The following is a 24,332-nucleotide window of genomic DNA, read 5'->3' as shown; positions in this document are numbered from 1 at the left end:
GGGCCTCCTGTAAGATCGCTGCCGCCGTACGCACCGCAAGGTGTGGGCGGCGCGGCTCCGTCAGGGTCCGTTCCATGGACCGTCAAGCCGGGCGCAAAAATCACGAAAAACCGCGCTCCACCCCTTTAAAAACGGCAGATGGCAGCCAGTTGCAGCCATCGTCGCCGAAAAACCCGCAGCCGCCAGATCCTGGCAGCCCATGTGGGTCAGGGCTGACGCATACAATGCTCCGTTCTCCTGCGCGGGCCCGTGCATACGGCGTGCGCAGCGACCCTTTTTCGACCTTCCAATCCTGGAGTCTTGCCCGTGTTTATTTCTTCCGCTTTTGCCCAGACCGCACCCGCAGCAGCAGCCTCCGGTGGCGACTTCATGTCGCAGCTGTACGGCATGGCACCGCTGGCACTGATGTTCGTGGTGCTGTACTTCGTGATGATCCGCCCCCAGATGAAGCGCCAGAAGGAGCACCGCTCCATGATCGAGGCGCTGGCCAAGGGCGACGAAGTGGCAACGTCCGGCGGCATCATCGGCCGCGTGACACGCATGTCCGAGCAATTCCTGCACATCGAGATCGCCTCGGGTGTGGAAGTCCAGATCCAGCGCAGCGCCGTCGTACAGGTGCTGCCCAAGGACACGCTGAAGTAAGCGCTGTCCCTGTCTTGCGGGTGTGCGGACCGCGCAGGCGGCAGCACACCCTTTTGTGCGTTGCTGTCTACAAAGAGCGAAGAGCGCGATCATGAACCGATATCCGGTCTGGAAGTACGCGATCATCGTGATCGCGCTGCTGGTGGGGGTGCTCTACACCCTGCCCAATTTTTTTGGTGAGGCGCCTGCGGTGCAGGTCTCCTCGGCCAAGGCCACCGTCAAGGTGGACAACGCGGTGCTGCACAGGGTCGAGGAGGCCCTGAAGGCTGCCGATGTCAAGCCCGATGTGCTGACCATCGAGGGCACCTCGGTGCGGGCGCGCTTCAACACGCCCGACGAGCAGCTCAAGGCCAAGGACGTGATCCAGAAGGCCCTGATCCCCGATGCCAACGACCCGGCCTACATCGTGGCGCTGAACCTGGTGTCGCGCTCGCCGCAATGGCTCACGGCCGTCGGCGCCAAGCCCATGTACCTGGGCCTGGACCTGCGCGGTGGCGTGCACTTCATGCTGCAGGTGGACATGGCTGCGGCCCTGACCAAGAAGGCCGACTCCTTTGCCGGCGACCTGCGCACCTCACTGCGCGACAAGAACATCCGCCACGGCGGCGTCTCGCGCAACGGCAACACCGTCGAGATCCGCGTGCGCGACGAGGCCATGCTCACGGCCGCACGCAATCTGGTCACCGACCAGTTCCCCGATCTGGCGGCCACCTCCGAGCCTGATGGCGCCGGCTTCAAGCTGCTGGCCTCCATCAAACCCGAAGCCCTGCGCAAGGTGCAGGAACAGGCGCTCAAGCAGAACATCGTCACCCTGCACAACCGTATCAACGAGCTGGGCGTGGCCGAGCCCGTGATCCAGCAGCAGGGTCTGGACCGCATCATCGTCCAGCTGCCCGGCGTGCAGGACACGGCCAAGGCCAAGGACATCCTGGGCCGCACGGCCACGCTGGAAGTGCGCCTGGTCGACGAATCCTCCGAGGCGCGCGGCGCCGAGCTGGGCTCGGGCCCCGTGCCCTTCGGCTCCGAGCGCTACCTGGACCGCAACGCCCAGGCCGTGATCGTGCAAAAGCAGGTCGTGCTGACCGGCGAGAACCTCACCGACGCACAGCCCGGCTTCGACAGCCAGACCCAGGAACCCACGGTCAACCTGGTGCTCGATGCCAAGGGCGCGCGCATCTTCAAGGACATCACGCGTGAGAACGTGGGCAAGCGCATGGCCATCATCCTGTTCGAAAAGGGCAAGGGCGAGGTCGTGACGGCTCCCGTGATCCGTACCGAGATCGGTGGCGGACGCGTGCAGATCTCGGGCCGCATGACCACGGCGGAAGCCAACGACACGGCCCTGCTGCTGCGTGCCGGCTCGCTGGCCGCGCCCATGGAGATCATCGAGGAATACACCATCGGCCCCAGCCTGGGCGCCGACAACATCAACCGCGGCATCCACTCCGTGGTCTGGGGCCTGGTGGCCATCGCGGCCTTCATGTGCGTGTACTACATGCTGTTCGGCGTGATCTCCACGGTGGCCCTGTCGGTCAACGTGCTGCTGCTGCTGGCCATTTTGTCCATGCTGCAGGCCACGCTGACCCTGCCCGGCATCGCCGCCATGGCGCTGGCGCTGGGCGTGGCCATCGACTCCAACGTGCTGATCAACGAGCGCATCCGCGAGGAGCTGCGCGGCGGCGCCTCGCCGCAGGCCGCCATCCATGCGGGCTACGAGAACGCATGGCACACCATCCTGGACTCGAACGTGACCACGCTGATCGCGGGCCTGGCGCTGCTGGCCTTCGGCTCCGGCCCGGTGCGCGGCTTCGCCGTGGTGCACTGCATCGGCATCCTGACCAGCATGTTCTCGGCCGTGTTCTTCTCGCGCGGCCTGGTCAACCTCTGGTACGGCCGCCGCAAGAAGCTCAAGAGCATCTCCATCGGCCAAGTCTGGAAGCCGGAAGACACCAGCCAGCTGCGCTCCGTGGCTGCCAAGGGTTCCAGCGTCGCCGATTCCGGCGCCAACAACTGAAAGGGGGAAGACCATGGAGTTCTTCCGCATCCGCAAAGACATCCCCTTCATGAAGTACGCGTTGGTCCTCAACGCGATCTCCTTCATCACCTTCGCGCTGGCCGTGTTCTTCCTGCTCACGCGCGGCCTGCACCTGTCCGTGGAGTTCACGGGCGGCACCGTGATGGAGGTGGCCTATACCCAGACCGCCGACATCGCCAAGGTGCGCGATACCGTCTCCAAGCTGGGCTACAGCGACGTCACGGTGCAGAACTTCGGCACATCGCGCGACGTGATGATCCGCCTGCCCGTGCAAAAGGACGTGTCCTCCGCGCAGCAAAGCGAGCAGGTGCTCACGGCGCTCAAGAAGGAAGACTCCGAAGTCACGCTGCGCCGCACCGAGTTCGTGGGCCCGCAGGTGGGTGACGAGCTCATGCACAACGGCCTGATGGCACTGGGCTTCGTGGTGCTGGGCATCGTGATCTACCTGGCCATGCGCTTCGAATGGAAGTTCGGCGTGGCCGCCGTGATCGCCAACCTGCACGACGTGGTCATCATCCTGGGCTTCTTCGCGTTCTTCCAGTGGGAGTTCTCGCTGTCCGTGCTGGCCGGCGTGCTGGCCGTGCTGGGCTACTCGGTCAACGAGTCGGTCGTGATTTTCGACCGTATCCGCGAAGCCTTCCGCAAGTTCCGCAAGCTCAGCACCACCGAGGTGATCGACCACGCCATCACCAGCACGATGAGCCGTACCATCATCACCCACGCCTCCACCGAGGCCATGGTGCTGTCCATGTTCTTCTTCGGCGGTCCCAGCCTGCATTACTTCGCGCTGGCTCTGACCATCGGCATCCTGTTCGGCATCTATTCCTCGGTCTTCGTGGCCGCCGCCATCGCCATGTGGCTGGGCGTCAAGCGCGAGGATCTGATCAAGGCACCCAAGGCTTCCACGGACCCCAACGATCCCAACGCCGGCGCCACTGTGTAAGCGAATGTTCTAGCCCCAGACCGGCTTACACTCGCGGGCATGCCCTCCCTGCCCACCCCCTCCAACGCGCCTGCTGGCACCCAGTCTTCACTGGGCCAGCAGGCGCGTTTGCATTGGGTGCGTGGACTGTGCAAGGGCCTACCCGGCGTGGCCCAGCAGCTGCTGGCCCAGATGGAACAACAGGCCCAGGCCGTGGGCACCGCACGTGAAATGCAGGAGCGTCGCGAGGCCTGGTCCAGCTACCGCCAGCACCAGGCGGCCTGGCTGAATGCCTGCATGCAGGCGCTGCAGGGCGCACTGCAGCCGGGCAGGGCCACACCGGCCTCCGTGCCACAGCGCGGGGCGCTGCAGTTCGAACTGCTCAGCGACGATGTGGTGGAGAACAAGATCCTGGCCTCCCGCATGGCGCTGGCCATGGGGGAAACCACGGCACCCGTCTTCGATACGCTGCGCCTGCGCATGCAGGCCATCGAAAACCAGGAACTGCCATCCGACGACATTCTGCGCAGCGAGTCCGTGTGCCGCCATCTGGTCGAGCAATGGCTCGCCAGCGGCCTGCAGCGCGGCGATCTGCAGCGCGTGAACGATCTGCTGCAGACAGCCCTGGCACCGCTGCTGGTGGCCGGATACCAGGCGGCCCACCAGCTGCTGGACGGCCAGGGCGTCACCCGTTCGCAGGACGTGGCCATGCGGGTGCGGCGCACCGAGGGCGGCCACTCCACGCGCGCCATGGGCCTGGGCCCGGCCACGGCGCCTGTCTCGACCTCGCAGCCTTCCTCGGCCTATGCGCCCACGCAGATGGGCGGCGTGCCGGGCGCTGCCGCCTCCTATCCGCCCAACGGAGCACTGCCCCAGGGCCAGATGCCCGTGGGCCTGACAACACTTTCGCGCGCACGCCACCGCGCCCATGAAGTCGTGGGCCAACTGCGCCGCCTGCTCATGCAGCCGGGCGTGGGCGTGCCGGGCCTGGTGCCCGGCGTGGGCGGCGTGGGCGGTGGCCTGCAGCAGGCCCCCGCATCGGCCGCGCTGACCCAGGCCCTGCTGGAGCAGCGCGTCGTGGCCCAGACGCAGTACCAGCAGATGCTGGCCCGGGGACTGACCACGCTGCAAATCGATGCCAGCCCGGCCGCCATCGGCCAATTGGTGGGCCAGGTGCGCGAGCGCTCGGCCGAGCTCAAGCGCAAGGCCACCACCTCGGGTGAAAAGGCCACCATCGAGATCGTGGCCCTGATGTTCCAGGCCATCCTGACCGAGGACCGCATCCCGCCCTCGGTGCGCGTCTGGTTTGCCCGGCTGCAGGTGCCCGTGCTGCGCGTGGCGCTGGCCGAGCCGGAATTCTTCAGCAACCTGCGCCACCCGGCCCGGCTGCTGATCGACCGCCTGGGTTCGTGCGTGATGGGGTTCGACGCCTCCAGCATCAGCGGCAGCGCGCTGGAGTCGGAGATCCGGCGCATCGTCCAGGTCATCGAGCAGTACCCGGAGACCGGCCAGAAGGTCTTCGTGCTGGTGCTGCGCGAGTTCGAGGACTTCCTGGCGCGCTACCTGACCCAGTCGCAGGACAAGGCCAAGATCGTCAGCGTGGCCCAGCAGGTGGAGCAAAAGGAAACCCTGGCCATCCAGTACACGATAGAGCTGCGCCACCTGCTCACCGACATGCCGGTGCGCGAGGAGATCCGCGAGTTCCTGTTCAAGACCTGGACCGAGGTGCTGGCCCTGGCCGCCGTGCGCCACGGCGCCAAGGACGCGCGCACCATGCGCTTCAAGCAGGCCGCCAGCGAACTGGTCTGGGCCGCCAGCGCCAAGCCCACGCGCCAGGAACGCTCGCGCGTGATCCAGACGCTGCCGACGCTGCTGCAGACGCTGCGCGAAGGGCTGGCCCTGATCGGCGTCACGGGCGAGGGGCAGTCCGCACGCATCAAGCTGGTCACCGACACGCTGGCCGAAGCCTTCGTCTCCAAGACAGCGACCATCGCACCGGCCCGCATCGAGGCCATGGCCCAGCGGCTGTCCCATCTGGAGCAGTACATCAGCGAAGACGGCATGCTCGACGAGGACATGCCGCTGTCGCCCGAGAACATCGAGATGATCCTGGGCGTGGACACGGCCGGGCTCAACGTCATCCCGAGCACCAACACCCCCGTGGACCCGGTGATGCTGGAGTGGGCCACCTCGCTGGAGCCGGGCCGCTGGTTCACGCTGGACCACAACGGCGCGCGCATCCAGGTGCAATACACCTGGCGCAGCCGCCGCAAGCAGCTGCACCTGTTCGCCGCGCTCGATGGCACCTGCCACCTGCTGCAGCTGCGGCGCATGGCCTCCTACCTGCAGTCCGGCCTGCTGTCCGTGCATGACGAAGAGGCGCTCACGGTGCGCGCGACGCGCGATGCGCTGGAGAAGATTCAGGCGAACCCTGAAAGGCTAAGCTCCCCCTGAGGCGCTACGCGCCTTCCCCCTCTCTACCCGCTTCGCGGGGTAGGGGGACGATGCCCTCGGCTGGGCGCCCCCACCGCGAGGCGGCTCTTGCTCGGCATCTCCCGCTTGGGGACGCGCCAGTTTTTGAGATCAGGCCTGGGCCAGGCGCTGGAACAGGCCGCCGGGCAGGCGCTCCACGCGGCCTTCCAGTTCCAGCTCCAGCAGGTGGGCCTGCAGGGCTGCGGCGTCCATGCCTGTGCGGTCCATGAGCTCGTCCAGCGACAACGGGTCGTGGGCCAGGGCGCGCAGGGTGGCGTCGTTCTCATGGTCCTGTGCGGACTGAACAGCTGCCGCTGCCGCCGCTGCTGCCGGTACGGGCTTGGAAAGCGGCAGGCGCACGACCGTTCCCTGCAGCTCATCGAGCACGTCCTGCGCCGTTTCCACGAGCTTGGCGCCCTGGCGCAGCAGCGCATGGCAGCCGCGCGACTGGGGCGCGTGGATGGAGCCGGGGATGGCAAAGACCTCGCGGCCCTGTTCGCTGGCCAGCCTGGCCGTGATCAGCGAGCCCGATTGCAGGGCCGCCTCGACCACCAGCGTGCCCTGGGACAGGCCCGCAATGATGCGGTTGCGCTGCGGAAAGTGCGCGGCCATGGGGCCGGTGCCCAGCGGATACTCGCTGACGATCAGCCCATGGCTGGCCACTTCGCGGGCCAGGCCGATGTGGCGCCGTGGATAGACCTGGTCCAGGCCCGTGCCGACGACGGCAATGGTGACGGGCGCCGCCTGGGCGCCCGTGCGCAGCACCGCGCGCAGTGCGCCCTCATGGGCAGCGCCATCCACGCCCTGCGCCAGTCCGGAGACGATGCACAGGCCGGCCTCGGCCAGCGCCTGCGCCATGGCGCGCGCATTGGCCGCGCCCTGGACCGTCGGCCCGCGGCTGCCGACCATGGCCAGGGACTGTGGATAGGGGAACCAGGGACCAGAACCTGCCATGCAGCGCTCGCTGCCCTGCACATGCAGCAGCAGCGGCGGATCTTCGGTCTGCAGCAGCGACTGCGGATACTGGGGATGGCCCAGCGCAAGCACGGCATGCAACTGCCCGGAAGCGGGCTGGTCCAGCCATTGCGCCGTGGCCGCCACAAGCTGCTCCAGGCGCTGGGGCACGGTCTGCAGCGAATGGGCCTGTGCCGCCGTCACCAGGCCGTGCCAGGCGGCTGGAGGGCCGCTCCAGATGTTCTGCGCGCCACCGCAGGCCGCCAGCAAGCGCCGCGCCGTGGTGCGGCCCACGCCGGGCGTCAGCAGCAGCCGAAGCCAGGCGGACAGCTCCTCGGGAGCGAGCCGGTCGGTGGGCTGCAAGGCGGCCGCCATGGCGTTGCCGGCAGGCCGCTGGGGCTCAGGGAGCCGGCGAGGTCAGGCTGTCGCCCACCTCGACGCCGCGCCGTGCCTCCAGGATCAGCGCGTAGGAGACGCGGTCGAAGGTACGGAACACCATGGCGTAACCATTGCGTTCGTCGGGCAACTGCACTTCTTCCTTCTTGTCGCCCGTCTTGTCCACGATGCGCACGCCACGGCGGATCAGCTCCAGCACCGTGCCCACGTCCATGCCGTCCTGCGTGCCCTTGTTGATGGCAATGACCTGGTTGTTGGCCGCCCAGCGCACGGCCTGGTCGCCGTACAGGGACACCACATGGGCCTTCACGGCAGCCTGCGGCGCATGCGGCGCATAGTTCATGTAGGTTCGTTCCGGTGCGGGCAGCAGGCGGTCGCCAGCACGCATCTCGGTCTTGGCGCGCGACAGGTCCACCGTGGCGGGAGAGGCCTGCTCGTGCTTTTCGCCCTTGCTGTCCACGATCTCCAGCGAGGTCTCGCCCTCGATGAGATCGGCCAGGCCCAGGTACTTGGCCTCGTAGCCCAGCACCTCGCCCGAGATGGGGTCCTTGAGCGCCACCGCATCGCGGAAGACACGGTACTGGCGCGGCAGGCCGTCGCCCTTGCGCAGCGGCGCCTCGGCCGTGCCGCGTGCATAGGCACGGTCACCGCTGGCCATGAGCACGCGCTCGTCCGTGGTGGCGATGAGGCGGGGTGCGCGCAGCAGCGTTTCGGCATCCACCACCAGCGGCTCGGCCAGGAAGGGCTCGATCAGATGGGGCTGCAGCGTGGGCAGGGCCGCCTGCGCCAGCGACTCGCTGCGCGTGCTCGGAGACACGCGCACCACACCGGGCTCGCCACCGTCGCCCATGGGACGCGCCGTGCTCAGGCGGGCATAGCCATCACGCTTGTCCAGGTACAGCACCTGGCCCGGATAGATGAGGTGGGGATTGGCGATGGCCTGCATGTTCATGCCCCACAGCTCGGGCCAGCGCCAGGGACGGCGCAGGTACATGCCGGAGATGCCCCACAGCGTGTCGCCGCGCTTGACGGTGTAGCTGTCGGGCGCATCGGGCGCCAGCTCGCCCACGGGAACGCCCTGCTGGGCCACCTGCTGGGCGACCGAGCGCTGCGATGCCGTCACCGGAAGCTGCTGCGCGTGGGCCGCTGCGAACGCAGCGATCAGGGCCGTTGCGACAGTCCAGGTACGAGCTGTGGCGAATGCAGTCATGGAATTCCTCTTCTTGTGGCTGACGCAGCGTCCCTCCTAGGCACTGCGGCACGACCGATCTTGTCATGAACGGCCATACAGGTCTTACAAATCAGCAAAGATTCTGCGTGCAAGGCCATGAGAGGGCAACGCTTATTGCGTCGTCCCGCTGCGCCCAGGCAGAAAAGTGGCGAAAATAACGACATTCACCGACCACGCCATGTCCATTCTGCCCATTCTTTGCTATCCCGACCCCCGCCTGCACACCGTCGCCAAGCCGGTTGCCAAGGTCGATGACCGCATTCGCCAGCTGGTCCAGGATATGTACGCCACCATGTATGACGCCCAGGGCGTGGGCTTGGCAGCCACCCAGGTGAACGTGCACGAGCGCGTGGTCGTGGTCGATGTCTCCGAAGGCCGTGACGAGCCCTTTGCGCTGATCAACCCGGAGCTGCTCTGGGCCAGCGAGGAAACGCAGCTGGGCGAAGAAGGCTGCCTGTCGGTGCCCGGCATCTACGACGGCGTCGAGCGCTCCACCGCCATCAAGGTCAAGGCGCTGGACGAGAACGGCAACGAACGCATCATCGAGGCCGAAGGCTTCAAGGCCATCTGCATCCAGCACGAGATGGACCACCTGATGGGCAAGGTCTTCGTCGAGTACCTGTCGCCGCTCAAGCGCAACCGCATCAAGACCAAGCTGCTCAAGCAGCAGAAACAGGCAGAACGCGCATGACCCACCTGCCAGCGCTTCGCTTCATGCCGCGCTGGAAGATGGACGGCGCGGGCCTCGTTGCCTGGGCGCTGCTTGCCCTGGCCTTGTCCCTGCTGCTTGCCGGCTGCGCCGTGCCCGAGTGGCAAAAGCCCGGCACGCCGCGCTCCGAGATCGAGCGCTCCATGGGCCGCCCGACCCTGAGCCTGCCGCTGGACGGCGGCGGCACGCGCCTGGTCTACAGCCGGCAGCCTGCGGGCCAGCAGGTCTACCACATGGATTTCGACGCCAGCCAGCGCCTGGTGCGCGTGGAGCAGGCGCTCACCATCGAACGCTTCCACGCCCTGCGCAATGGCGAGGACACCCGGGAAAGCGTGCGTCAGCTCTTCGGCCCGCCTGCGCTGATCGAGAGGGTCTACAGTTTCAACGGCGACATCTGGACCTACCGTATTCTGGAAAATGGCATTCGCCGCCAGGCCCATGTGCATATCGACCCCGCCGGCGTGGTGCGCCGCGTGATGTTCACCGACGAAGTGTTCAACGACGACGACCGTCGCTGAGCCGGCACACCGTCCCACTGTCCCTACTGGATTGCATGAGAGTCATTTTTGCCGGCACGCCCGAGTTCGCGCGCGTTGCCCTTGAACGCCTGCTCGCCGCGGGCTTTACCGTCCCCCTGGTGCTGACCCAGCCCGACCGTCCCGCCGGGCGCGGCATGAAGCTGCAGGCCTCGCCCGTCAAGCAGTGCGCGCTGGAGCACGGCATTGCCGTGGCCCAGCCGCGCAGCCTGCGCCTGGACGGCAAATACCCCGAAGAGGCCGCCGCCGCCCGCGCCGCCATCGAAGCGGCCCAGGCCGATGTCATGGTCGTGGCCGCCTACGGGCTGATCCTGCCGCAGTGGGTGCTCGATACGCCCCCGCGCGGCTGCCTGAACATCCACGCCAGCCTGCTGCCGCGCTGGCGCGGCGCCGCCCCCATCCACCGCGCCATCGAGGCCGGCGATGCCGAGACCGGCGTCACCATCATGCAGATGGATGCGGGCCTGGACACGGGCGACATGTGCCTCATCGAGCGCCTGCCCATCACCGCCGACGACACCACGGCCAGCCTGCACGACAAGCTGGCCGACCTGGGCGGGCGCCTCATCGTCGAGGCGCTGGAGATGAGCGCCTGCGGCGGCCTGCCGCGCACGCCCCAGCCCGCCGAGGGCGTGAACTACGCGCACAAGATCGAAAAGGCCGAAAGCCAGATCGACTGGCACCAGGATGCCGAGGCCATTGCCCGGCGCCTGCGCGCCTTCAACCCCTTCCCGGGCGGCGCCACGCAGTACGGCGATGAAGCCATCAAGGTCTGGGAGGCTCACGCCGACCCCGCCATCGCCGTGGCGACGGCAGCCCCCGGCACCGTGCTGTCCGCAGGCGCCGACGGCGTGCGCGTGGCCTGCGGCCATGGCGTGCTGTGCATGACGCTGCTGCAGCGCGCGGGCGGCAAGCGGCTGGCGGCGGGCGATTTCCTGCGCGGCTTCGATCTGCCTGAAGGAGCCGTTCTGGACGGTGCTGCCAGCGGCGGCACGCCATGAACCTGCAGCCCCTGGTGGAGCGCGCACGCGGCATTGCGCGCGATCCCGCCTTCATGACCGGCGTGCGCGACATGTCGGGCACGGCGCTGGGCATAGGCGCCTGGGGCCTGGTCACGGGCGTGGCCATGATCAAGAGCGGCATGTCCCTGCCCCTGGCGCTGTTCATGGGCCTTCTGGTCTATGCCGGCAGTGCCCAGCTGGCCGTGCTGCCGCTGATGGCCGTGGGCGCGCCCATGTGGGTGGTCTGGTTCACGGCCATCTGCGTGAACCTGCGCTTCGTCATCCTCAGCAGCATGTGGCGCAGCTACTTTGCCCACCTGCGCCTGCGCCACCGCCTGGCCATCGCCTATTTCAGCGGCGACGTGATCTTCGTGGGCTTCATGAAGCGCTACCCCGATGCCCGGCCCCAGCCCGAGCAGCTGCCCTATTTCTGGGGTGCCGCCTCGACCAACTGGCTGGCCTGGCAGATCCCGTCCACGCTGGGCATCCTGCTGGCCGACCAGGTGCCCCTGTCCTGGGGCCTGGGCTTTGCGGGCGTGCTGGCCCTGATGGGCGTGCTGCTGTCCATGCTCAACGACCGTGCCACCTGGGTGGCAGGCGTGGTTGCGGCCAGCGCGGCCGTGGCGGCCTTTGCGCTGCCGCTCAAGCTCAATATCCTCGTGGCCATCGCTGCAGCTGTGGCCGCAGGCCTGCTGGCAGAAACGCTGCAGCAGCGCCTGCGCGCCCTGCAGGCGCCTGAAAAAGGGGAGCCGGGCCCGGTGATTCTCCCGCCCGATACAGCCCATGGCGAGCGCCATGCCCGGCTGCCGCTGGACGAAGACGCCCGGCCCGTGGAAACCAAGGAAAAGGAAACGCTCTGATGGATCTGTCCTGGCTGTGGCCCTGGCTGGCCTGCGTGGGCCTGGCGGCCATCACGCTGTTCACACGCGCCTTCTTCCTGATTCCCGAGCGCGAGGTGCCCTTGCCGCAATGGCTCAAGCGCGGCCTCAAGTACGCGCCGCTGGCGGCCCTGGCGGCCGTGATTGCGCCCGAGATCGTGATGACCAACGGCCGGCTGATCTCCACCGTGGTCGATGCGCGCCTGCCGGCCCTGGCTTGCGCGGTCATGTATTTTTTTTACAAGCGCAGCATCATGGGCACGATCGCGCTTGGCATGGCGGTCTATCTGCCACTGCATATCGGCCTGGGCTGGTAGGCGCAGCGCGGCCGAGAGCGCCCGGCTCCCCGGCTGAAACCGGATTACAGGCGGCTCCCGATGCCCCGGATCGCCGGTGCGCCCGCCCGCTGCCGGGGCGGGCACGCCGCCTACAATGGCCGCGCTTTACCTCTTTTTCGTTTCAATTCCATGGCGATCGCCACCGATCGCAACGCCGCCGTCATGAACATTCTCCGTTTCTCCGATCTGTGCGCCCAGGGCAAGGCCCAGGGCCAGCGCGTCTTCATCCGCGCCGACCTCAACGTGCCCCTGAACGATGCCGGCGAGATCACCGAGGACACGCGCGTGCGCGCCTCCGTGCCCGCCATCGAGATGGCGCTGAAGGCCGGCGCCGCCGTGATGGTGACCAGCCACCTGGGCCGCCCCACCGAAGGCGAGTTCAAGCCCGCCGATTCGCTGGCGCCCGTCGCCCGCCGCCTGGGCGAGCTGCTGGGCCGCGAAGTGCCCCTGGTCGCCGACTGGGTGGACGGCGTGCAGGTGGCGCCCGGCCAGGTCGTGCTGCTGGAGAACTGCCGCGTGAACGTGGGCGAGAAGAAGAACAAGGAAGAACTGGCTCGCAAGCTGGCCGCACTGTGCGACATCTTCGTGCACGACGCCTTCGGCACTGCCCACCGTGCCGAAGGCACGACCTACGGCATCGCCCAGTTCGCGCCCATTGCCTGCGCGGGCCCCCTGCTGTCGGCCGAGATCGACGCCATCACAAAGGCCCTGGCCAACCCGCGCCGCCCGCTGGCCGCCATCGTGGCCGGCTCCAAGGTGTCGACCAAGCTGACCATCCTGCAGTCGCTGGCCAAGAACGTGGACCAGCTCATCGTGGGCGGCGGCATTGCCAACACCTTCATGCTGGCCGCGGGCCTGAACATCGGCAAGAGCCTGGCCGAGGCCGATCTGGTCGGCGAGGCCCGCGCCGTGATCGACGCCATGGCCGCACGCGGCGCCGAGGTGCCGATTCCCACCGACGTGGTGGTCTCCAAGACCTTTGCGGCCGACGCGCCCGCCACCGTCAAGAAGGCCACCGAAGTGGCTGACGACGACATGATCCTGGACATCGGCCCCGAGACCGCCGCCCGCCTGGCCGAGCAACTGCGCAAGGCCGGCACCATCGTCTGGAACGGCCCCATGGGCGTGTTCGAGTTCGACCAGTTCGCCAACGGCACCAAGGTCGTGGCCCAGGCGATTGCCGAGTCCGACGCCTTCAGCATCGCCGGTGGCGGCGACACCCTGGCCGCCATCGCCAAGTACGGCATCGAGGACAAGGTCGGCTACATCTCCACGGGCGGCGGTGCCTTCCTGGAGGTGCTGGAAGGCAAGACCCTGCCCGCCTTCGAGATCCTGCAAAAGCGCGCCAACGGCTGAGCACGGCAACATCCGGATACGGGGCACTTTCTTGTCAGTGCCTCGCGGCGAAGCCACAATCGACACTTTGCGCAGCTGCAGCAATCCGCCGCAGCGCGCTCCGCACCGAGGAGAAATCCATGCGATCGTTCAAATCCGCTGGCGGCCTGGCCCTGGCGGGCCTCTGCCTGGCCCTGGCGGGCTGCGTCAATGCACCGATGACCAGCTACTTCGAAGCCACGGCCCAGCCCAAGATCGGCGCTGCCGGCCACTGGGACTCCGTGGCCAACGATGTCGTCGCCAAGACGCTGGAAACACTGCAAAAGACCGGCATCGAGCGCACCACGCCGGTCCACGTGGCCCTGCCGGCCGAGCCCAGCCAGTTCGACAAGGGCTTTCGTGAGCTGATCATCACCAAGCTCGTGCAAAGCGGCGTGACCGTCATGCAGCAGCCGGCCCAGGCCCAGCTGCAGGTGAGCTACGGCGCCCAGGTCGTGCGCCACGGCAAGCGCCTGCCCAACCCCGAACTCGTGCTGACGACGACGGTGGTGCGCAACAACCAGTACCTGGCGCGCAAGACCGACGTCTACTACCTCGAAAAGAGCGACGCCGTGCTGTTCACGGCCGAGGACGAGCGCCCCGAATTCCCCGCCAAGAACCTGAAGGTGGTGGGCCAATGACGCTGCGCACGCCCCTCCTGCCTGCCGCGCTGGCTGCGGCGGCCCTGCTGTCCGCCTGCGCCGTGCCCGCTCCCGCGACCACGCCCGAATCGTCGGCCGCGCGCCGCGGCGAGCCCACCTACCAGTCGGCCGCAGCCAACCCCTTCATCGCCAGCAGCCGCGCTGCCGTGGACGAGCTGGTCAAGGGCCTGAACACCGAGGAACTGGGCGAGGCGCCCGTGCTCGTGGCCACCGTGGTCAACGTCAACGACCTGACGCGCTCGGCCCCACTGGGCCGCACGCTCAGCGAGCTGTACGCCTCCCAGCTGTCCGCCAAGGGCTACAACGTCAAGGAGCTGAAGCTGCGCGGCGATGTGTACGTCAAGGAAGGCACGGGCGAGCTGCTGCTGTCACGCGAGATCAAGGACATCGCCCGCAACCACAATGCGGCCCTGGTCCTGGTGGGCACGTACTCGGCGGCTGCCAAGTACACCTATGTGAGCCTGAAGCTGGTTCGCACCGACGACAGCCGCATCGTGCGCAGCCACGACTACGCGCTGCCCAACAACATCGACATCCAGCGCCTGCTGGGCGCCCCGGCCACAGCGCAACGCTGAGGCCCTGCGGCCTGACTGCGCCTGTGTGCGCAGTCAGGCTGCGTCTTCTTCTCCCGACCTTCGCCTGATTCCCTTCAGCGGCCGCGCGCCGGCCACAGCACCGAGGCGATGGCCACCACCATCAGCGCCACGGCCGTCCAGTCCTGCCAGTGCAGCACCTCGCCCAGCCACCAGGCGCCGCTGAACACGCCCAGCACGGGGATCATCATCACGCTCAGCGTGGACGCCACGGGCGGCAGGCTGCGCGCCAGGAAGAACCAGACCGTCTGGCCAAAGCCCAGCACCAGCACACCGTTGAAGACGATGGCGCCCGTGGCCTGGGCGTCGGGCCAGTGCCACAGGTGGCGCTCGAAGACGAAGGCCAGCACCGTGAGCGTCAGCGCGGTCAGCGCCACCATCCACAGCGTCATCGTCAGCAGGGGCACGGGCACCTCGGCGCGGCGCAGCTTCTGCGTGCCGAAGGCCCAGCTCAGCGCGGCGGCCAGCATCAGGCCCACGCCGATGGGGCGGCTGCCCAGGGCGCCGACCTCGTGCCACAGCAGCAGGAGCACGCCCGCCAAGGCCGCCGCCACACCCGCCCAGGCACGCGGCGCCAGCCGGTCATGGAAGAACAGGCTGCCCAGCACGGCCGAGAAGATGGGCATGGTGTAGCCCAGGATGGCCGCCCGCCCGCTGGACAGCATGGGGATGGCAATGATGATCAGGCTGTTCCACAGCACCATGTTGAACAGCGTCAGCTGCGCCAGCCGGGGCCAATAGGCGCGCGGCACGGCCAGCGGCAGGCGGCGCCAGACCACGAAGGCCGCCAGGATGGGCAGCCCCACCCACATCGAGGCCATGCGGAAACTCAGCGGCGGGAAATGCTGCACGCCCAGCTTCATCACCGGCCAGTTGATGCCCCAGATCAGGGTCAGCGCGATCAGCAAAAGAATTTGTCGGGCGGTGAAGGCAGGCATAGGCCGCCGATTGTGCCCGCGGGCCGCCAGGCCCGCTGGATGCCCGGCGACAGGCCCCGGGAAGGGCCGATCGCTAAAATCGCGCCCCATGACCTTTCTCGACATGCTGCGCAATGCCACCGCCCAGAACCAATCCATGCTGTGCGTGGGCCTGGACCCCGAACCCAGCCGCTTTCCTGCGGCCATGCGCGGCGATGCAAGCAAAATCTACGACTTCTGCGCCGCCATCGTCGACGCCACGGCCGATCTGGTGAACTCCTTCAAGCCCCAGATCGCCTACTTCGCGGCCCACCGCGCCGAAGACCAGCTGGAAAAGCTCATGGCCCACATGCGCGCCGTCGCGCCCCATGTGCCCATCATCCTGGACGCCAAGCGCGGCGACATCGGCTCCACCGCCGAGCAATACGCCAAGGAAGCCTTCGAGCGCTACGGCGCCGACGCCGTGACCCTGTCGCCCTTCATGGGCTTCGACTCCATCACGCCCTACCTGCAGTACGAGGGCAAGGGCGCCTTCCTGCTGTGCCGCACCTCCAACCCCGGCGGCGACGACCTGCAGGCCCAGCGCCTGGCCGACCTGCCGGGCCAGCCCCACCTGTTCGAGCATGTGGCGCGCCTGGCGCAAGGCCCCTGGAACACCAACGGCCAACTCGGCCTGGTGGTGGGCGCCACGCGCCCGCAGGAAATCGAGCGCGTGCGTGAATTCGCGCCCTCGCTGCCGCTGCTGATTCCCGGCGTGGGCGCCCAGGGGGGCGATGCCGTGGCCACGGTCAAGGCGGCGCGCATCGGCGGCGGCCCCATCATCATCAATTCCTCGCGTGCGGTGCTCTATGCATCGCAGGGCGAAGACTTCGCTGCCGCCGCGCGCACCGCCGCCCAGGCCACGCGCCAGACGCTGCAAGACGCAGCCGCCGCCTGAGACAGCAGGGAAGCCCGGCCATGCAAGGCAAATGGCTGGAAGACTTCCTGCTGCTGGCCCAGGAGCGCAGCTTCACGCGCGCGGCCGAGCTGCGCCATGTCACCCATCCGGCCTTCGGGCGGCGCATCCGCGCGCTGGAGGCCTGGGCCGGCACGCCCCTGGTCGAGCCCGGCGGCGGCCCCGTGCGGCTGACGCCGGCCGGCGAAGCCTTCCGCGATACGGCCGAGCAACTGGTGCGCACGCTGGCCCAGTCGCACGATGAACTGCAGGCCGTGGCCGGGCGCCAGGCCCGCGTGATCACCCTGGCCACGGGACGCACACTGGCGCGCACCATCGTGGCCGACTGGCTGACGCGCCACGGCAGCGTGCTGCAGACGGCCGAGCTGCGCGTGGTCACACGCACGCTGGACGAGACCGTGGCCATGCTGCAGCGCGGCGAAGTCAGCTTCACGCTGGTCTACCACCACGCCGCCATTGGCGTGCGCCTGGACGGCCGCCAGTTCAGCTACCTGACGGTGATGCAGGACAGGCTGGTGCCCGTGGCCCGCGCCGATGCCCAGGGCCGTCCGCTGTACGAGCTGTCGGCCAGCCACCAGCCCGTCTCTCCCGTGCCCTACCTGGCCTTCTCGCACAGCATGGCCCTGGGCCGCTTGGTGGAAGACCACCTGGCCCGGCATCCGCTGGCGCCGCGCCTGCGCCGCTGCGTGGACTGCGACTCGGCCGACGCCCACTACGAATATGTGCTGCGCGGCCTGGGCCTGGCCTGGATGCCGTGGTCCATGGTGCGCGGCGACTGCCAGGCCGGCCGCCTGGCCGTGGCCGGCGACCCGGGCCTGGAAGTGCACTTCGACGTGCGCCTGTACCGTCCCAAGCGCCACCTGGGCCCCGCGGCCGAGCAGTTCTGGAGCGACATCACGGGCGCCTGACGGGTGCATGCATGCGCCCTCCTGGTGCAAACCCGCACCGCGCTGTGGAACAAGAGAGTTTTGGTGCTGCAATGGCTCCGCCTCGTGCCGAATCAGCACCAAATGCCTGGGTAGTCCTTCGCACAATTAATCTCATACATTTCAGGAATAACCCCATGCCCAGCAAATCCCTCCTGCGCCGCACCACCCTGGCCTGCGGCCTGCTGATCGCCGCCACCGGCAGCGCCTTCGCCGACGACGCCGCCAGCTACCCCAACCGTGCCATCACCATGATCGTGGGCTACCCCGCCGGCGGCAGCACCGACCTGGTGGGCCGCTTCGTGGCCGATGGCCTGGCCTCGCGCCTGGGCCAGCCCGTGGTGGTGGAGAACCTGGGAGGCGCGGGCGGCGCCATCGGCGCGCAAAAGGCCGTCAAGGCCACGCCCGACGGCTACACGCTGTTCGTGGGCGCCAACAACGAGCTGGCCATCGCACGGCTGATCAACAAGAGCATCAAGTACTCCATCGGCGACTTCACGCCCATCGGCATGATCGGCTCCCAGCCCATGGTGCTGGTGGCCTCGCAGAAGGCCGGCGTCAAGACAGCCGCCGAGTTCAGCGCCCTGGTGGCCAAGAACCCGGGCAAGTTCAGCTACGGCAGCTCGGGCGTGGGCACGGCACCGCACCTGGCCGGCGAGATGATCAAGGAGCAGGGCAAGCTTCACATGACCCACATCCCCTACCGCGGCGTGGCGCCCCTGACCACGGACCTGGTGGGCAACAACATCGAGTTCGGCATGTTCGTGCTGTCCTCGGGACTGCCCCAGATCCGCGCGGGCAAGGTCATCGCCCTGGGCACGACGGAGGCCAAGCGCTCGGCCATCACGCCCGACATCCCGGCCCTGTCCGAGCTGCCCCAGTACAAGAACGTGGACATCAACGTCTGGTTCGCGCTGATGGCGCCCAAGGGCCTGCCCGCACCCGTGGCCGCCAAGGTCAAGAAGGCGCTGGACGAGACCATGGCCTCGCCCGAGTTCCGCAAGAAGATGGAAGAGTCGGGCTCGGTGGTGGCCGATCCCAAGACCGATGCCGGCAAGTACATCAACGCCGAGATCGCCAAGTACACCAAGATCGTCCAATTTGCCCATATTGAGAACTAAATAACCCCCTGAGTCGCTTCGCGCCTTCCCCCTTGAAGGGGGACGACAGCCTCGCTGCGGGGCGGCCCTTGCTCGCTGTCCCTCGCCTGGGTCACGCCAGTTCCAAAGGCAGTGCGCATTGCATCAGGGTTGTAGACCACGGAGTGAGTGATGGAAACTTTGCGATTTGACCTTCCCCTGCCCGACCTGAGCGCCTGGCGCGCGGGCAATACCGGCACCGAGGGCGTGTGGCAATTCGACTCGGGACGCCCGGGCCGCCACGTGATGATTTCCGCGCTGGTGCACGGCAACGAGATCTGCGGCGCCTGGGCCGTGTCCGGGCTGCTTCAGGCCCTGAACAACGGCCTGGCGCTGGACAACGGCCGCCTGACCCTGGTGCTGGCCAACCTCGATGCCTTCGACCGCTTCGACGCGGCCAGCCACGATGCCTCGCGCTTCGTGGACGAGGACATGAACCGCCAGTGGATAGACGCACGCATCGACGAGGGCAGCACCCGCGAACGCCGCCGCGCCGCCGCGCTGCGCCCCTTCGTGCAGCAGGCCGACTGGCTGCTGGACCTGCATTCCATGCACGAGCCCTCGGCCCCGCTGCTGCTGACCGGCATGCAGCCGCGCAACCGCGATCTGGCACGCCAGATGGGCGCGCCGGCGAACATCGTCGTGGATGCCGGCCACAAGGACGGCACGCGGCTGCGCGACTACGGGCGCTTCGGCCTGCCCGACGCCGAGGCCGGCGACTCGCGCTCGCTGCTGATCGAATGCGGCTTCCACGGCGATCTGGCCAGCCGCGACGTGGCGCACGACCAGTGTCTGCGTTTCCTCGAAGTGGCCGCCATCTTCGACAACAGCGCGCTGCACGCCGCCCTGCCCGGCTGGAAGCAGGCCGACGCACCGGCCCAGTGGGCGCTGGAAGTCACGGCGCCCGTGGTGGCCAAGAGCAGCGGCTTTCGCTTCACGGCGCCGTTCACGGGGCTGGAGCGCTTCGAGAAGGCCGGCACGGTGATCGGCGACAACGATGGCGAGCCGGTGATCACGCCCTATGGCGACTGCGTGCTGGTCATGCCCTCGGTGCGCCAGGCGCGCGCGGGCGTGACCGTGGTGCGCTTTGCGCGGCGCTCGCCGCTCTGAGCCTCAGGGGCGCTGGCAGCGCGCAGGCGACAGCCGTTCAGGCTGCACGCCCTGCTCGGCCAGGCGCGCATCCAGCGGCTCGCCACGCAGCAGGTTGCGCGCCAGCAGGCTGTAGCCGAAGGCGCTCTGTATGCCGTAGCCGCCCTGGGCGGCCACCCAGAAAAAGCCCGGCAGCGGCGCAGGCGAGGCATCCCAGCCCACGGCCATCTCGCCGTCGGCCACAAAGCTGCGCAGCCCGGCCCAGGTGTGGGAGGGGCGGCGGATCTGCAGCGTGGTCACTTCCTCGATGCGCCAGATGCCCGTGGCCACGTCCAGCTCCTCGGGCGCCACGTCCTGCGGCGCCACGGGGTCGGCGTTGGCGGGCGAGCCCAGCAGCTGGCCTGCATCGGGCTTGAAGTAAAAGCCCTCGTCGGCGCTGATCACGGCGGGCCAGTGCGCGGCGTCCATGCCTTCGGGCACGGCAAAGGTGAAGGCACTGCGCCGCTTGGGCACCAGGCCGATGGGCGCTGCGCCCGCCAGCGCGCCCAGCGCATCGGCCCAGGCGCCGGCTGCGTTGACCACGCAGCGCGCGCGCACCTGGCTGCCGTCGGCCAGGTCCACGGTCCAGACACCTGCGTCCTGCGCCAGCGCGCGGACCTCGGCGCTGCAGCGCAGCTCGCCGCCGCACTGGCGCAGGCCGCGCAGGAATCCCTGGTGCAGGCCATGCACGTCGATGTCGCGCGCGCCGTCGTCCGCAAAGCCATCGACCAGCAGCGTGGTGTTCAGGCAGGGCACCAGGGCCTTGAGTTCATCGGGGCCCAGGCGCCGCGCCTGGGGCGAGTGCAGGAGCGCCTCGGCATGGGCAGCATCGAGCAGGTCCTTCTGCGCGGCCGTGCCCACATAGAGCACGCCGCGCGGCGCCAGGATGGGAGCCTGCACAAAGCCTTGCGGCGGCTGCTCGTAGAAGGCGCGGCTGGCGCGCGTCAGCGCCTGGACCTGCAGCGGGCCATAGTGCTCCTCATACAGCGCGGCCGAGCGGCCCGTGCTGTGGTAGCCGGGCTGGGATTCGCGCTCCAGCACCAGCACCGAGGCGCCGCCATCGCGCGCCAGCTGCCAGGCGACCGAGGCACCGGCCATGCCCGCGCCCACCACCACGAAATCACGGATGCTGCTGTCCATGGCCGGCCTCACTTTGCGTTCTTGCGGCCTGGCTTGGCCTGCGCGGGAGCCGACGCTGCCTCCAGATAGGGCCGCAGATAGCGCCCCGTATGGCTGGCCGGGTTGGCCGCCACGTCCTCGGGCGTGCCCGTGGCCACCACCTGGCCGCCGCCAGAGCCGCCTTCGGGGCCCATGTCGATGATCCAGTCGGCCGTCTTGATCACGTCCAGGTTGTGCTCGATGACCACGATGGTGTTGCCCGCATCGCGCAGCTGCTGCAGCACCTTGAGCAGCAGGGCGATGTCGGCGAAGTGCAGGCCCGTCGTGGGCTCGTCCAGGATGTAGAGCGTGCGCCCCGTGTCGCGCTTGGACAGTTCCTGGGCCAGCTTGACGCGCTGCGCCTCGCCGCCCGACAGCGTGGTCGCGCTCTGGCCCAGCCGGATATAGGACAGGCCCACGTCCAGCAGGGTCTGCAGCTTGCGGGCGATGGTGGGCACGTCCTTGAAGAAGGCATGGGCGTCCTCCACCGTCATCTCCAGGATCTGGGAGATGTTGCGGCCCTTCCACTGCACCTCCAGCGTCTCGCGGTTGTAGCGCTGGCCGTTGCAGATGTCGCAGGGCACGTAGACATCGGGCAGGAAATGCATCTCCACCTTGACCACGCCGTCGCCCTGGCAGGCCTCGCAGCGGCCGCCGGCCACGTTGAACGAGAAGCGCCCGGGGCCGTAGCCGCGCTCCTTGGCGGTGTTGGTCTCGGCCATCAGGTCGCGGATGGGCGTGAACAGGCCCGTGTAGGTGGCCGGGTTGCTGCGCGGCGTGCGGCCTATGGGCGACTGGTCCACATTGATGACCTTGTCGAAATGGCCCATGCCGATGATGTCGTCGTGCGGCGCGGCCTCGCCGCCGGCGCGGTGGATCTGGCGCGCCGCCTCGGTATAGAGCGTGTCGTTGACCAGGGTGCTCTTGCCCGAGCCCGAGACGCCGGTCACGCAGGTCAGCAGGCCCACGGGAAAGTCCGCCGTCACGCCCTTGAGGTTGTGACCGCGCGCGCCCACCACGCGCAGGGCCTGCAGTTGCGGCGCGCCGGGGGCAGTTGCGTTGTCGGGATTGGCGGGGGGCTGCTGGGTGCGGGCAGGGAAGCCCTTGGCCGCTGGCCGGGCCTCGCCCTCGGCCGTTGCCTCCAGCACGGGTTGCCAGGGCGTGCGCCGCGCAGGCACTTCGATGCGCTGGGTGCCCGCCAGGTAGCGGCCCGTGGGTGAATCGGGGTTGGCGCGCACCTCTTCGTAGCTGCCCTGGGCCATGACGCGGCCGCCATGCACGCCCGCGCCGGGCCCCAGGTCGATAATCTGATCGGCCGCGCGCATCATGTCCTCGTCGTGCTCGACCACGATGACGCTGTTGCCGATGTCGCGCAGGTGCTGCAGCGTGCCGATGAGCTTGTCGTTGTCGCGCTGGTGCAATCCGATGCTGGGCTCGTCCAGCACATACATCACGCCCGTCAGGCCGCTGCCGATCTGGCTGGCCAGGCGGATGCGCTGGGCCTCGCCGCCGGACAGGGTGTCCGCGCCGCGCTCCAGGCTCAGGTAGCTCAGGCCCACGTCGTTGAGGAACAGCAGGCGCGAGGCGATCTCTCGCACCACCTTGCCCGCGATCTCGGCCTTGGCGCCCGACAGCTGCAGGGACGCGCACCAGGCATGGGCCTCGGCCAGCGTGGCATGGCCCACCTCGTAGATGGCGCGGGCCTGCTCGCCCTCGCCGATGCGCACGAAGCGCGCCTCGCGGCGCAGCCGCGTGCCGCCGCAGTCGGGGCAGACGGCGACGCTGCGCAGCCGCGCCAGGTCGTCGCGCACCACGCTGGACTCGGTCTCGCGCCAGCGCCGCGTGATGTTGGGGATGATGCCCTCGAAGGGATGGCTCTTGACCATGGACTCGCCCTTGCGCGCGCCGCTGTCGAAGACGTAGCTGAAGGGCATTTCCTCTTCGCCCGAGCCCCAGAGCACCACATGGCGCACCTTCTCGGGCAGCTCCTCGAAGGGCAGCTCCACATCGGTGCCGTAGTGGCGCGCCACGCTCTCCAGCATGGAGAAGTAGTAGCCATTGCGCCGGTCCCAGCCCTTGACGGCGCCGCTGGCCAGGCTCAGCGTGGGGAAGGCGACCACGCGCTCGGGGTCGAAGGACTCCGTGCAGCCCAGGCCGTCGCAGCCCGGGCAGGCGCCCATGGGCGAGTTGAACGAGAACAGGCGCGGCTCCAGCTCGGGCAGCGAATAGCTGCACAGCGGGCAGGCGAACTTGGCGCTGAAGAGGTGTTCCTTGCCGCTGTCCATCTCCAGGGCGATCACGCGGCCGCCGGCGTCGGCGCCACCCGCGCGCAGGGCGGCCTCGAAGCTCTCGGCCAGGCGCTGCTGGGCGTCGGCGCGCACCTTGAGGCGGTCGATCACCACGTCGATGTCGTGGCGCTCGTTCTTCTCCAGCGCGGGCAGGGAATGGGACTCGTGGATCTTGCCGTCGATGCGAAAGCGCACATAGCCCTGGGCCTGCATCTGCGCGAACAGCTCGGCGAACTCGCCCTTCTTGTTGCGCGCCAGCGGCCCCAGCACCATGAGGCGCGTGTCCTCGGGCAGGGCCAGGGCCGCATCCACCATCTGGCTGATGGTCTGGGACTGCAGCGGCAGGTTGTGGTCGGGGCAGTAGGGCGTGCCGGCGCGTGCGAACAGCAGGCGCAGGTAGTCGTTGATCTCGGTCACCGTGCCCACGGTGGAGCGCGGGTTGTGGCTGGTGGCCTTCTGCTCGATGCTGATGGCGGGCGACAGGCCCTCGATCAGGTCCACATCGGGCTTGTCCAGCCGCCCCAGGAACTGGCGCGCATAGGCCGACAGGCTCTCCACATAGCGGCGCTGGCCCTCGGCATACAGCGTGTCGAAGGCCAGGCTGGACTTGCCCGAGCCCGACAGCCCGGTGATCACCACCAGCCGGTTGCGCGGAATGTCCAGGTCGATGTTCTTGAGGTTGTGCGTGCGCGCACCGCGGATGGCGATGCGTGACTGCGCCAGCGCCTGGCCGAGGTAGCGGCCGTCGGGCTGGGAGCGGGAGTCGGCGGCCCGGTCCAGGCCGCCGTCTTCGGAAATCGTGTGGGAACCAGGCATCGGGAAAACCCCTGCGAAGGCGAACCCGCCATGATAGGTCAGAACCCGTGCCACCGCATGGCGGCTCGGTCTGCGGGGCGGCAGGGCCTTCTGCGGCGCCCCTTCACAAAACTGTCTTGCACTGCCTTGCATAACCCAGCCACCCCGCAGCGCCGGCCTATGGGCGAGAATGGCGGATTGCTTGCCCCCACAACAGTGCACCCCGTGCTCGATTCCCCCACACCCGTCCACGGCGCCCAGGCGCCAGCCCCCTCCTCGGCCG

The 24,332-nt window shown here is 68.5% G+C and carries 21 protein-coding genes; 16 read left to right on the top strand and 5 right to left on the bottom strand.

Features of this window, described 5'->3' with window-relative positions:
• Positions 1-306 precede the first annotated feature (306 nt).
• From yajC to KDK82_RS17745, 4 genes are all read left to right on the top strand, one after another.
• Positions 307-642: a preprotein translocase subunit YajC gene (gene yajC, locus KDK82_RS17760; protein ID WP_012202771.1), complete on the top strand. Its 336-nt coding sequence runs from the start codon at positions 307-309 to the stop codon at positions 640-642.
• Positions 643-733: 91 nt separating this feature from the next.
• On the top strand, positions 734-2,656 hold the full coding sequence (secD, locus tag KDK82_RS17755) for a protein translocase subunit SecD (RefSeq protein ID WP_088165782.1): 1,923 nt from the start codon (positions 734-736) through the stop codon (positions 2,654-2,656).
• A 13-nt stretch (positions 2,657-2,669) separates the two neighbouring features.
• Entirely contained in the window at positions 2,670-3,620 is a 951-nt protein-coding gene (secF, locus tag KDK82_RS17750) for a protein translocase subunit SecF (RefSeq protein ID WP_088165781.1), read from the top strand.
• A gap of 39 nt (positions 3,621-3,659) precedes the next feature.
• Positions 3,660-6,053, top strand: coding sequence for a DUF1631 family protein (locus KDK82_RS17745; protein ID WP_088165780.1), 2,394 nt, complete (start codon positions 3,660-3,662; stop codon positions 6,051-6,053).
• A 129-nt stretch (positions 6,054-6,182) separates the two neighbouring features.
• Here the strand turns inward: KDK82_RS17745 and dprA are convergent, their stop codons facing one another.
• Together dprA and KDK82_RS17735 are read right to left on the bottom strand one after the other, a co-directional pair.
• Positions 6,183-7,400 (bottom strand): DNA-processing protein DprA, encoded by a 1,218-nt coding sequence (gene dprA / locus KDK82_RS17740; protein ID WP_071954104.1) that lies wholly within the window; start codon positions 7,398-7,400, stop codon positions 6,183-6,185.
• A 25-nt stretch (positions 7,401-7,425) separates the two neighbouring features.
• Entirely contained in the window at positions 7,426-8,631 is a 1,206-nt protein-coding gene (locus KDK82_RS17735) for a LysM peptidoglycan-binding domain-containing protein (protein WP_088165779.1), read from the bottom strand.
• Positions 8,632-8,830: 199 nt separating this feature from the next.
• On the opposite strand from KDK82_RS17735, the gene def reads away from it, so the two are divergent.
• The 8 genes from def (at position 8,831) to KDK82_RS17695 (ending at position 14,725) form a co-directional block, all read left to right on the top strand.
• Complete coding sequence (gene def / locus KDK82_RS17730) at positions 8,831-9,343, top strand: peptide deformylase (protein ID WP_012202765.1); 513 nt, start codon at positions 8,831-8,833, stop codon at positions 9,341-9,343.
• Entirely contained in the window at positions 9,340-9,879 is a 540-nt protein-coding gene (locus KDK82_RS17725) for a hypothetical protein (protein ID WP_063327534.1), read from the top strand. Before def ends, KDK82_RS17725 begins: the two co-directional genes overlap by 4 nt.
• A gap of 35 nt (positions 9,880-9,914) precedes the next feature.
• Positions 9,915-10,898, top strand: a complete 984-nt coding sequence (gene fmt, locus KDK82_RS17720) for a methionyl-tRNA formyltransferase (protein ID WP_065347710.1) — start codon at positions 9,915-9,917, stop codon at positions 10,896-10,898.
• Positions 10,895-11,758, top strand: coding sequence for an AzlC family ABC transporter permease (locus tag KDK82_RS17715; RefSeq protein WP_088165778.1), 864 nt, complete (start codon positions 10,895-10,897; stop codon positions 11,756-11,758). The genes fmt and KDK82_RS17715 overlap by 4 nt, the downstream gene beginning before the upstream one ends.
• On the top strand, positions 11,758-12,093 hold the full coding sequence (locus tag KDK82_RS17710; protein ID WP_012202761.1) for an AzlD domain-containing protein: 336 nt from the start codon (positions 11,758-11,760) through the stop codon (positions 12,091-12,093). The genes KDK82_RS17715 and KDK82_RS17710 overlap by 1 nt, the downstream gene beginning before the upstream one ends.
• Before the next feature lie 183 nt (positions 12,094-12,276).
• The gene (locus tag KDK82_RS17705; protein ID WP_043783159.1) at positions 12,277-13,470 is read left to right on the top strand and encodes a phosphoglycerate kinase; all 1,194 of its coding nucleotides are present in this window, start codon (positions 12,277-12,279) and stop codon (positions 13,468-13,470) included.
• Positions 13,471-13,589: 119 nt separating this feature from the next.
• Positions 13,590-14,129, top strand: coding sequence for a hypothetical protein (locus KDK82_RS17700; protein ID WP_012202759.1), 540 nt, complete (start codon positions 13,590-13,592; stop codon positions 14,127-14,129).
• The gene (locus KDK82_RS17695; protein ID WP_012202758.1) at positions 14,126-14,725 is read left to right on the top strand and encodes a FlgO family outer membrane protein; all 600 of its coding nucleotides are present in this window, start codon (positions 14,126-14,128) and stop codon (positions 14,723-14,725) included. Before KDK82_RS17700 ends, KDK82_RS17695 begins: the two co-directional genes overlap by 4 nt.
• 74 nt (positions 14,726-14,799) lie before the next feature.
• Here the strand turns inward: KDK82_RS17695 and KDK82_RS17690 are convergent, their stop codons facing one another.
• Complete coding sequence (locus KDK82_RS17690) at positions 14,800-15,681, bottom strand: DMT family transporter (RefSeq protein ID WP_034389732.1); 882 nt, start codon at positions 15,679-15,681, stop codon at positions 14,800-14,802.
• Positions 15,682-15,769: 88 nt separating this feature from the next.
• Between KDK82_RS17690 and pyrF the strand changes: the two genes are divergently transcribed.
• The 4 genes from pyrF (at position 15,770) to KDK82_RS17670 (ending at position 19,790) form a co-directional block, all read left to right on the top strand.
• Positions 15,770-16,597, top strand: coding sequence for an orotidine-5'-phosphate decarboxylase (gene pyrF / locus KDK82_RS17685; protein ID WP_034389730.1), 828 nt, complete (start codon positions 15,770-15,772; stop codon positions 16,595-16,597).
• Positions 16,598-16,617: 20 nt separating this feature from the next.
• Positions 16,618-17,523 carry a LysR family transcriptional regulator gene (locus tag KDK82_RS17680; RefSeq protein ID WP_047328043.1) on the top strand — a complete coding sequence of 302 codons (906 nt, stop codon included), beginning with the start codon at positions 16,618-16,620 and terminating at the stop codon, positions 17,521-17,523.
• A 155-nt stretch (positions 17,524-17,678) separates the two neighbouring features.
• Positions 17,679-18,662 carry a tripartite tricarboxylate transporter substrate binding protein gene (locus tag KDK82_RS17675; RefSeq protein WP_088165777.1) on the top strand — a complete coding sequence of 328 codons (984 nt, stop codon included), beginning with the start codon at positions 17,679-17,681 and terminating at the stop codon, positions 18,660-18,662.
• Between the two features lie 150 nt (positions 18,663-18,812).
• A complete protein-coding gene (locus KDK82_RS17670; RefSeq protein ID WP_043825318.1) occupies positions 18,813-19,790 on the top strand; it encodes a succinylglutamate desuccinylase/aspartoacylase family protein in 978 nt (325 codons plus the stop codon).
• 3 nt (positions 19,791-19,793) lie between these two features.
• Here KDK82_RS17670 and KDK82_RS17665 read toward each other — a convergent pair whose 3' ends face one another.
• Together KDK82_RS17665 and uvrA are read right to left on the bottom strand one after the other, a co-directional pair.
• Complete coding sequence (locus KDK82_RS17665) at positions 19,794-20,948, bottom strand: FAD-binding oxidoreductase (protein WP_088165776.1); 1,155 nt, start codon at positions 20,946-20,948, stop codon at positions 19,794-19,796.
• An 8-nt stretch (positions 20,949-20,956) separates the two neighbouring features.
• Complete coding sequence (uvrA, locus tag KDK82_RS17660) at positions 20,957-24,070, bottom strand: excinuclease ABC subunit UvrA (protein WP_088165775.1); 3,114 nt, start codon at positions 24,068-24,070, stop codon at positions 20,957-20,959.
• Positions 24,071-24,332: the final 262 nt, after the last annotated feature.

Source organism: Delftia sp. K82 (assembly GCF_002193035.1).
Classification (GTDB): Bacteria; Pseudomonadota; Gammaproteobacteria; order Burkholderiales; family Burkholderiaceae_C; genus Comamonas; species Comamonas acidovorans.
This window is presented reverse-complemented; position numbering and strand designations above follow the sequence as displayed.

What these genes read in the sequence shown, in the direction of transcription:
- secD (WP_088165782.1), top strand. Translation starts at nt 734, where the DNA reads ATGAACCGATATCCGGTCTGGAAGTACGCGATCATCGTGATCGCGCTG.
- secF (WP_088165781.1), top strand. Translation starts at nt 2,670, where the DNA reads ATGGAGTTCTTCCGCATCCGCAAAGACATCCCCTTCATGAAGTACGCG.
- KDK82_RS17745 (WP_088165780.1), top strand. Translation starts at nt 3,660, where the DNA reads ATGCCCTCCCTGCCCACCCCCTCCAACGCGCCTGCTGGCACCCAGTCT.
- dprA (WP_071954104.1), bottom strand. Translation starts at nt 7,400, where the DNA reads ATGGCGGCCGCCTTGCAGCCCACCGACCGGCTCGCTCCCGAGGAGCTG.
- KDK82_RS17735 (WP_088165779.1), bottom strand. Translation starts at nt 8,631, where the DNA reads ATGACTGCATTCGCCACAGCTCGTACCTGGACTGTCGCAACGGCCCTG.
- def (WP_012202765.1), top strand. Translation starts at nt 8,831, where the DNA reads ATGTCCATTCTGCCCATTCTTTGCTATCCCGACCCCCGCCTGCACACC.
- KDK82_RS17725 (WP_063327534.1), top strand. Translation starts at nt 9,340, where the DNA reads ATGACCCACCTGCCAGCGCTTCGCTTCATGCCGCGCTGGAAGATGGAC.
- fmt (WP_065347710.1), top strand. Translation starts at nt 9,915, where the DNA reads ATGAGAGTCATTTTTGCCGGCACGCCCGAGTTCGCGCGCGTTGCCCTT.
- KDK82_RS17715 (WP_088165778.1), top strand. Translation starts at nt 10,895, where the DNA reads ATGAACCTGCAGCCCCTGGTGGAGCGCGCACGCGGCATTGCGCGCGAT.
- KDK82_RS17710 (WP_012202761.1), top strand. Translation starts at nt 11,758, where the DNA reads ATGGATCTGTCCTGGCTGTGGCCCTGGCTGGCCTGCGTGGGCCTGGCG.
- KDK82_RS17705 (WP_043783159.1), top strand. Translation starts at nt 12,277, where the DNA reads ATGAACATTCTCCGTTTCTCCGATCTGTGCGCCCAGGGCAAGGCCCAG.
- KDK82_RS17700 (WP_012202759.1), top strand. Translation starts at nt 13,590, where the DNA reads ATGCGATCGTTCAAATCCGCTGGCGGCCTGGCCCTGGCGGGCCTCTGC.
- KDK82_RS17695 (WP_012202758.1), top strand. Translation starts at nt 14,126, where the DNA reads ATGACGCTGCGCACGCCCCTCCTGCCTGCCGCGCTGGCTGCGGCGGCC.
- KDK82_RS17690 (WP_034389732.1), bottom strand. Translation starts at nt 15,681, where the DNA reads ATGCCTGCCTTCACCGCCCGACAAATTCTTTTGCTGATCGCGCTGACC.
- pyrF (WP_034389730.1), top strand. Translation starts at nt 15,770, where the DNA reads ATGACCTTTCTCGACATGCTGCGCAATGCCACCGCCCAGAACCAATCC.
- KDK82_RS17680 (WP_047328043.1), top strand. Translation starts at nt 16,618, where the DNA reads ATGCAAGGCAAATGGCTGGAAGACTTCCTGCTGCTGGCCCAGGAGCGC.
- KDK82_RS17675 (WP_088165777.1), top strand. Translation starts at nt 17,679, where the DNA reads ATGCCCAGCAAATCCCTCCTGCGCCGCACCACCCTGGCCTGCGGCCTG.
- KDK82_RS17670 (WP_043825318.1), top strand. Translation starts at nt 18,813, where the DNA reads ATGGAAACTTTGCGATTTGACCTTCCCCTGCCCGACCTGAGCGCCTGG.
- KDK82_RS17665 (WP_088165776.1), bottom strand. Translation starts at nt 20,948, where the DNA reads ATGGACAGCAGCATCCGTGATTTCGTGGTGGTGGGCGCGGGCATGGCC.
- uvrA (WP_088165775.1), bottom strand. Translation starts at nt 24,070, where the DNA reads ATGCCTGGTTCCCACACGATTTCCGAAGACGGCGGCCTGGACCGGGCC.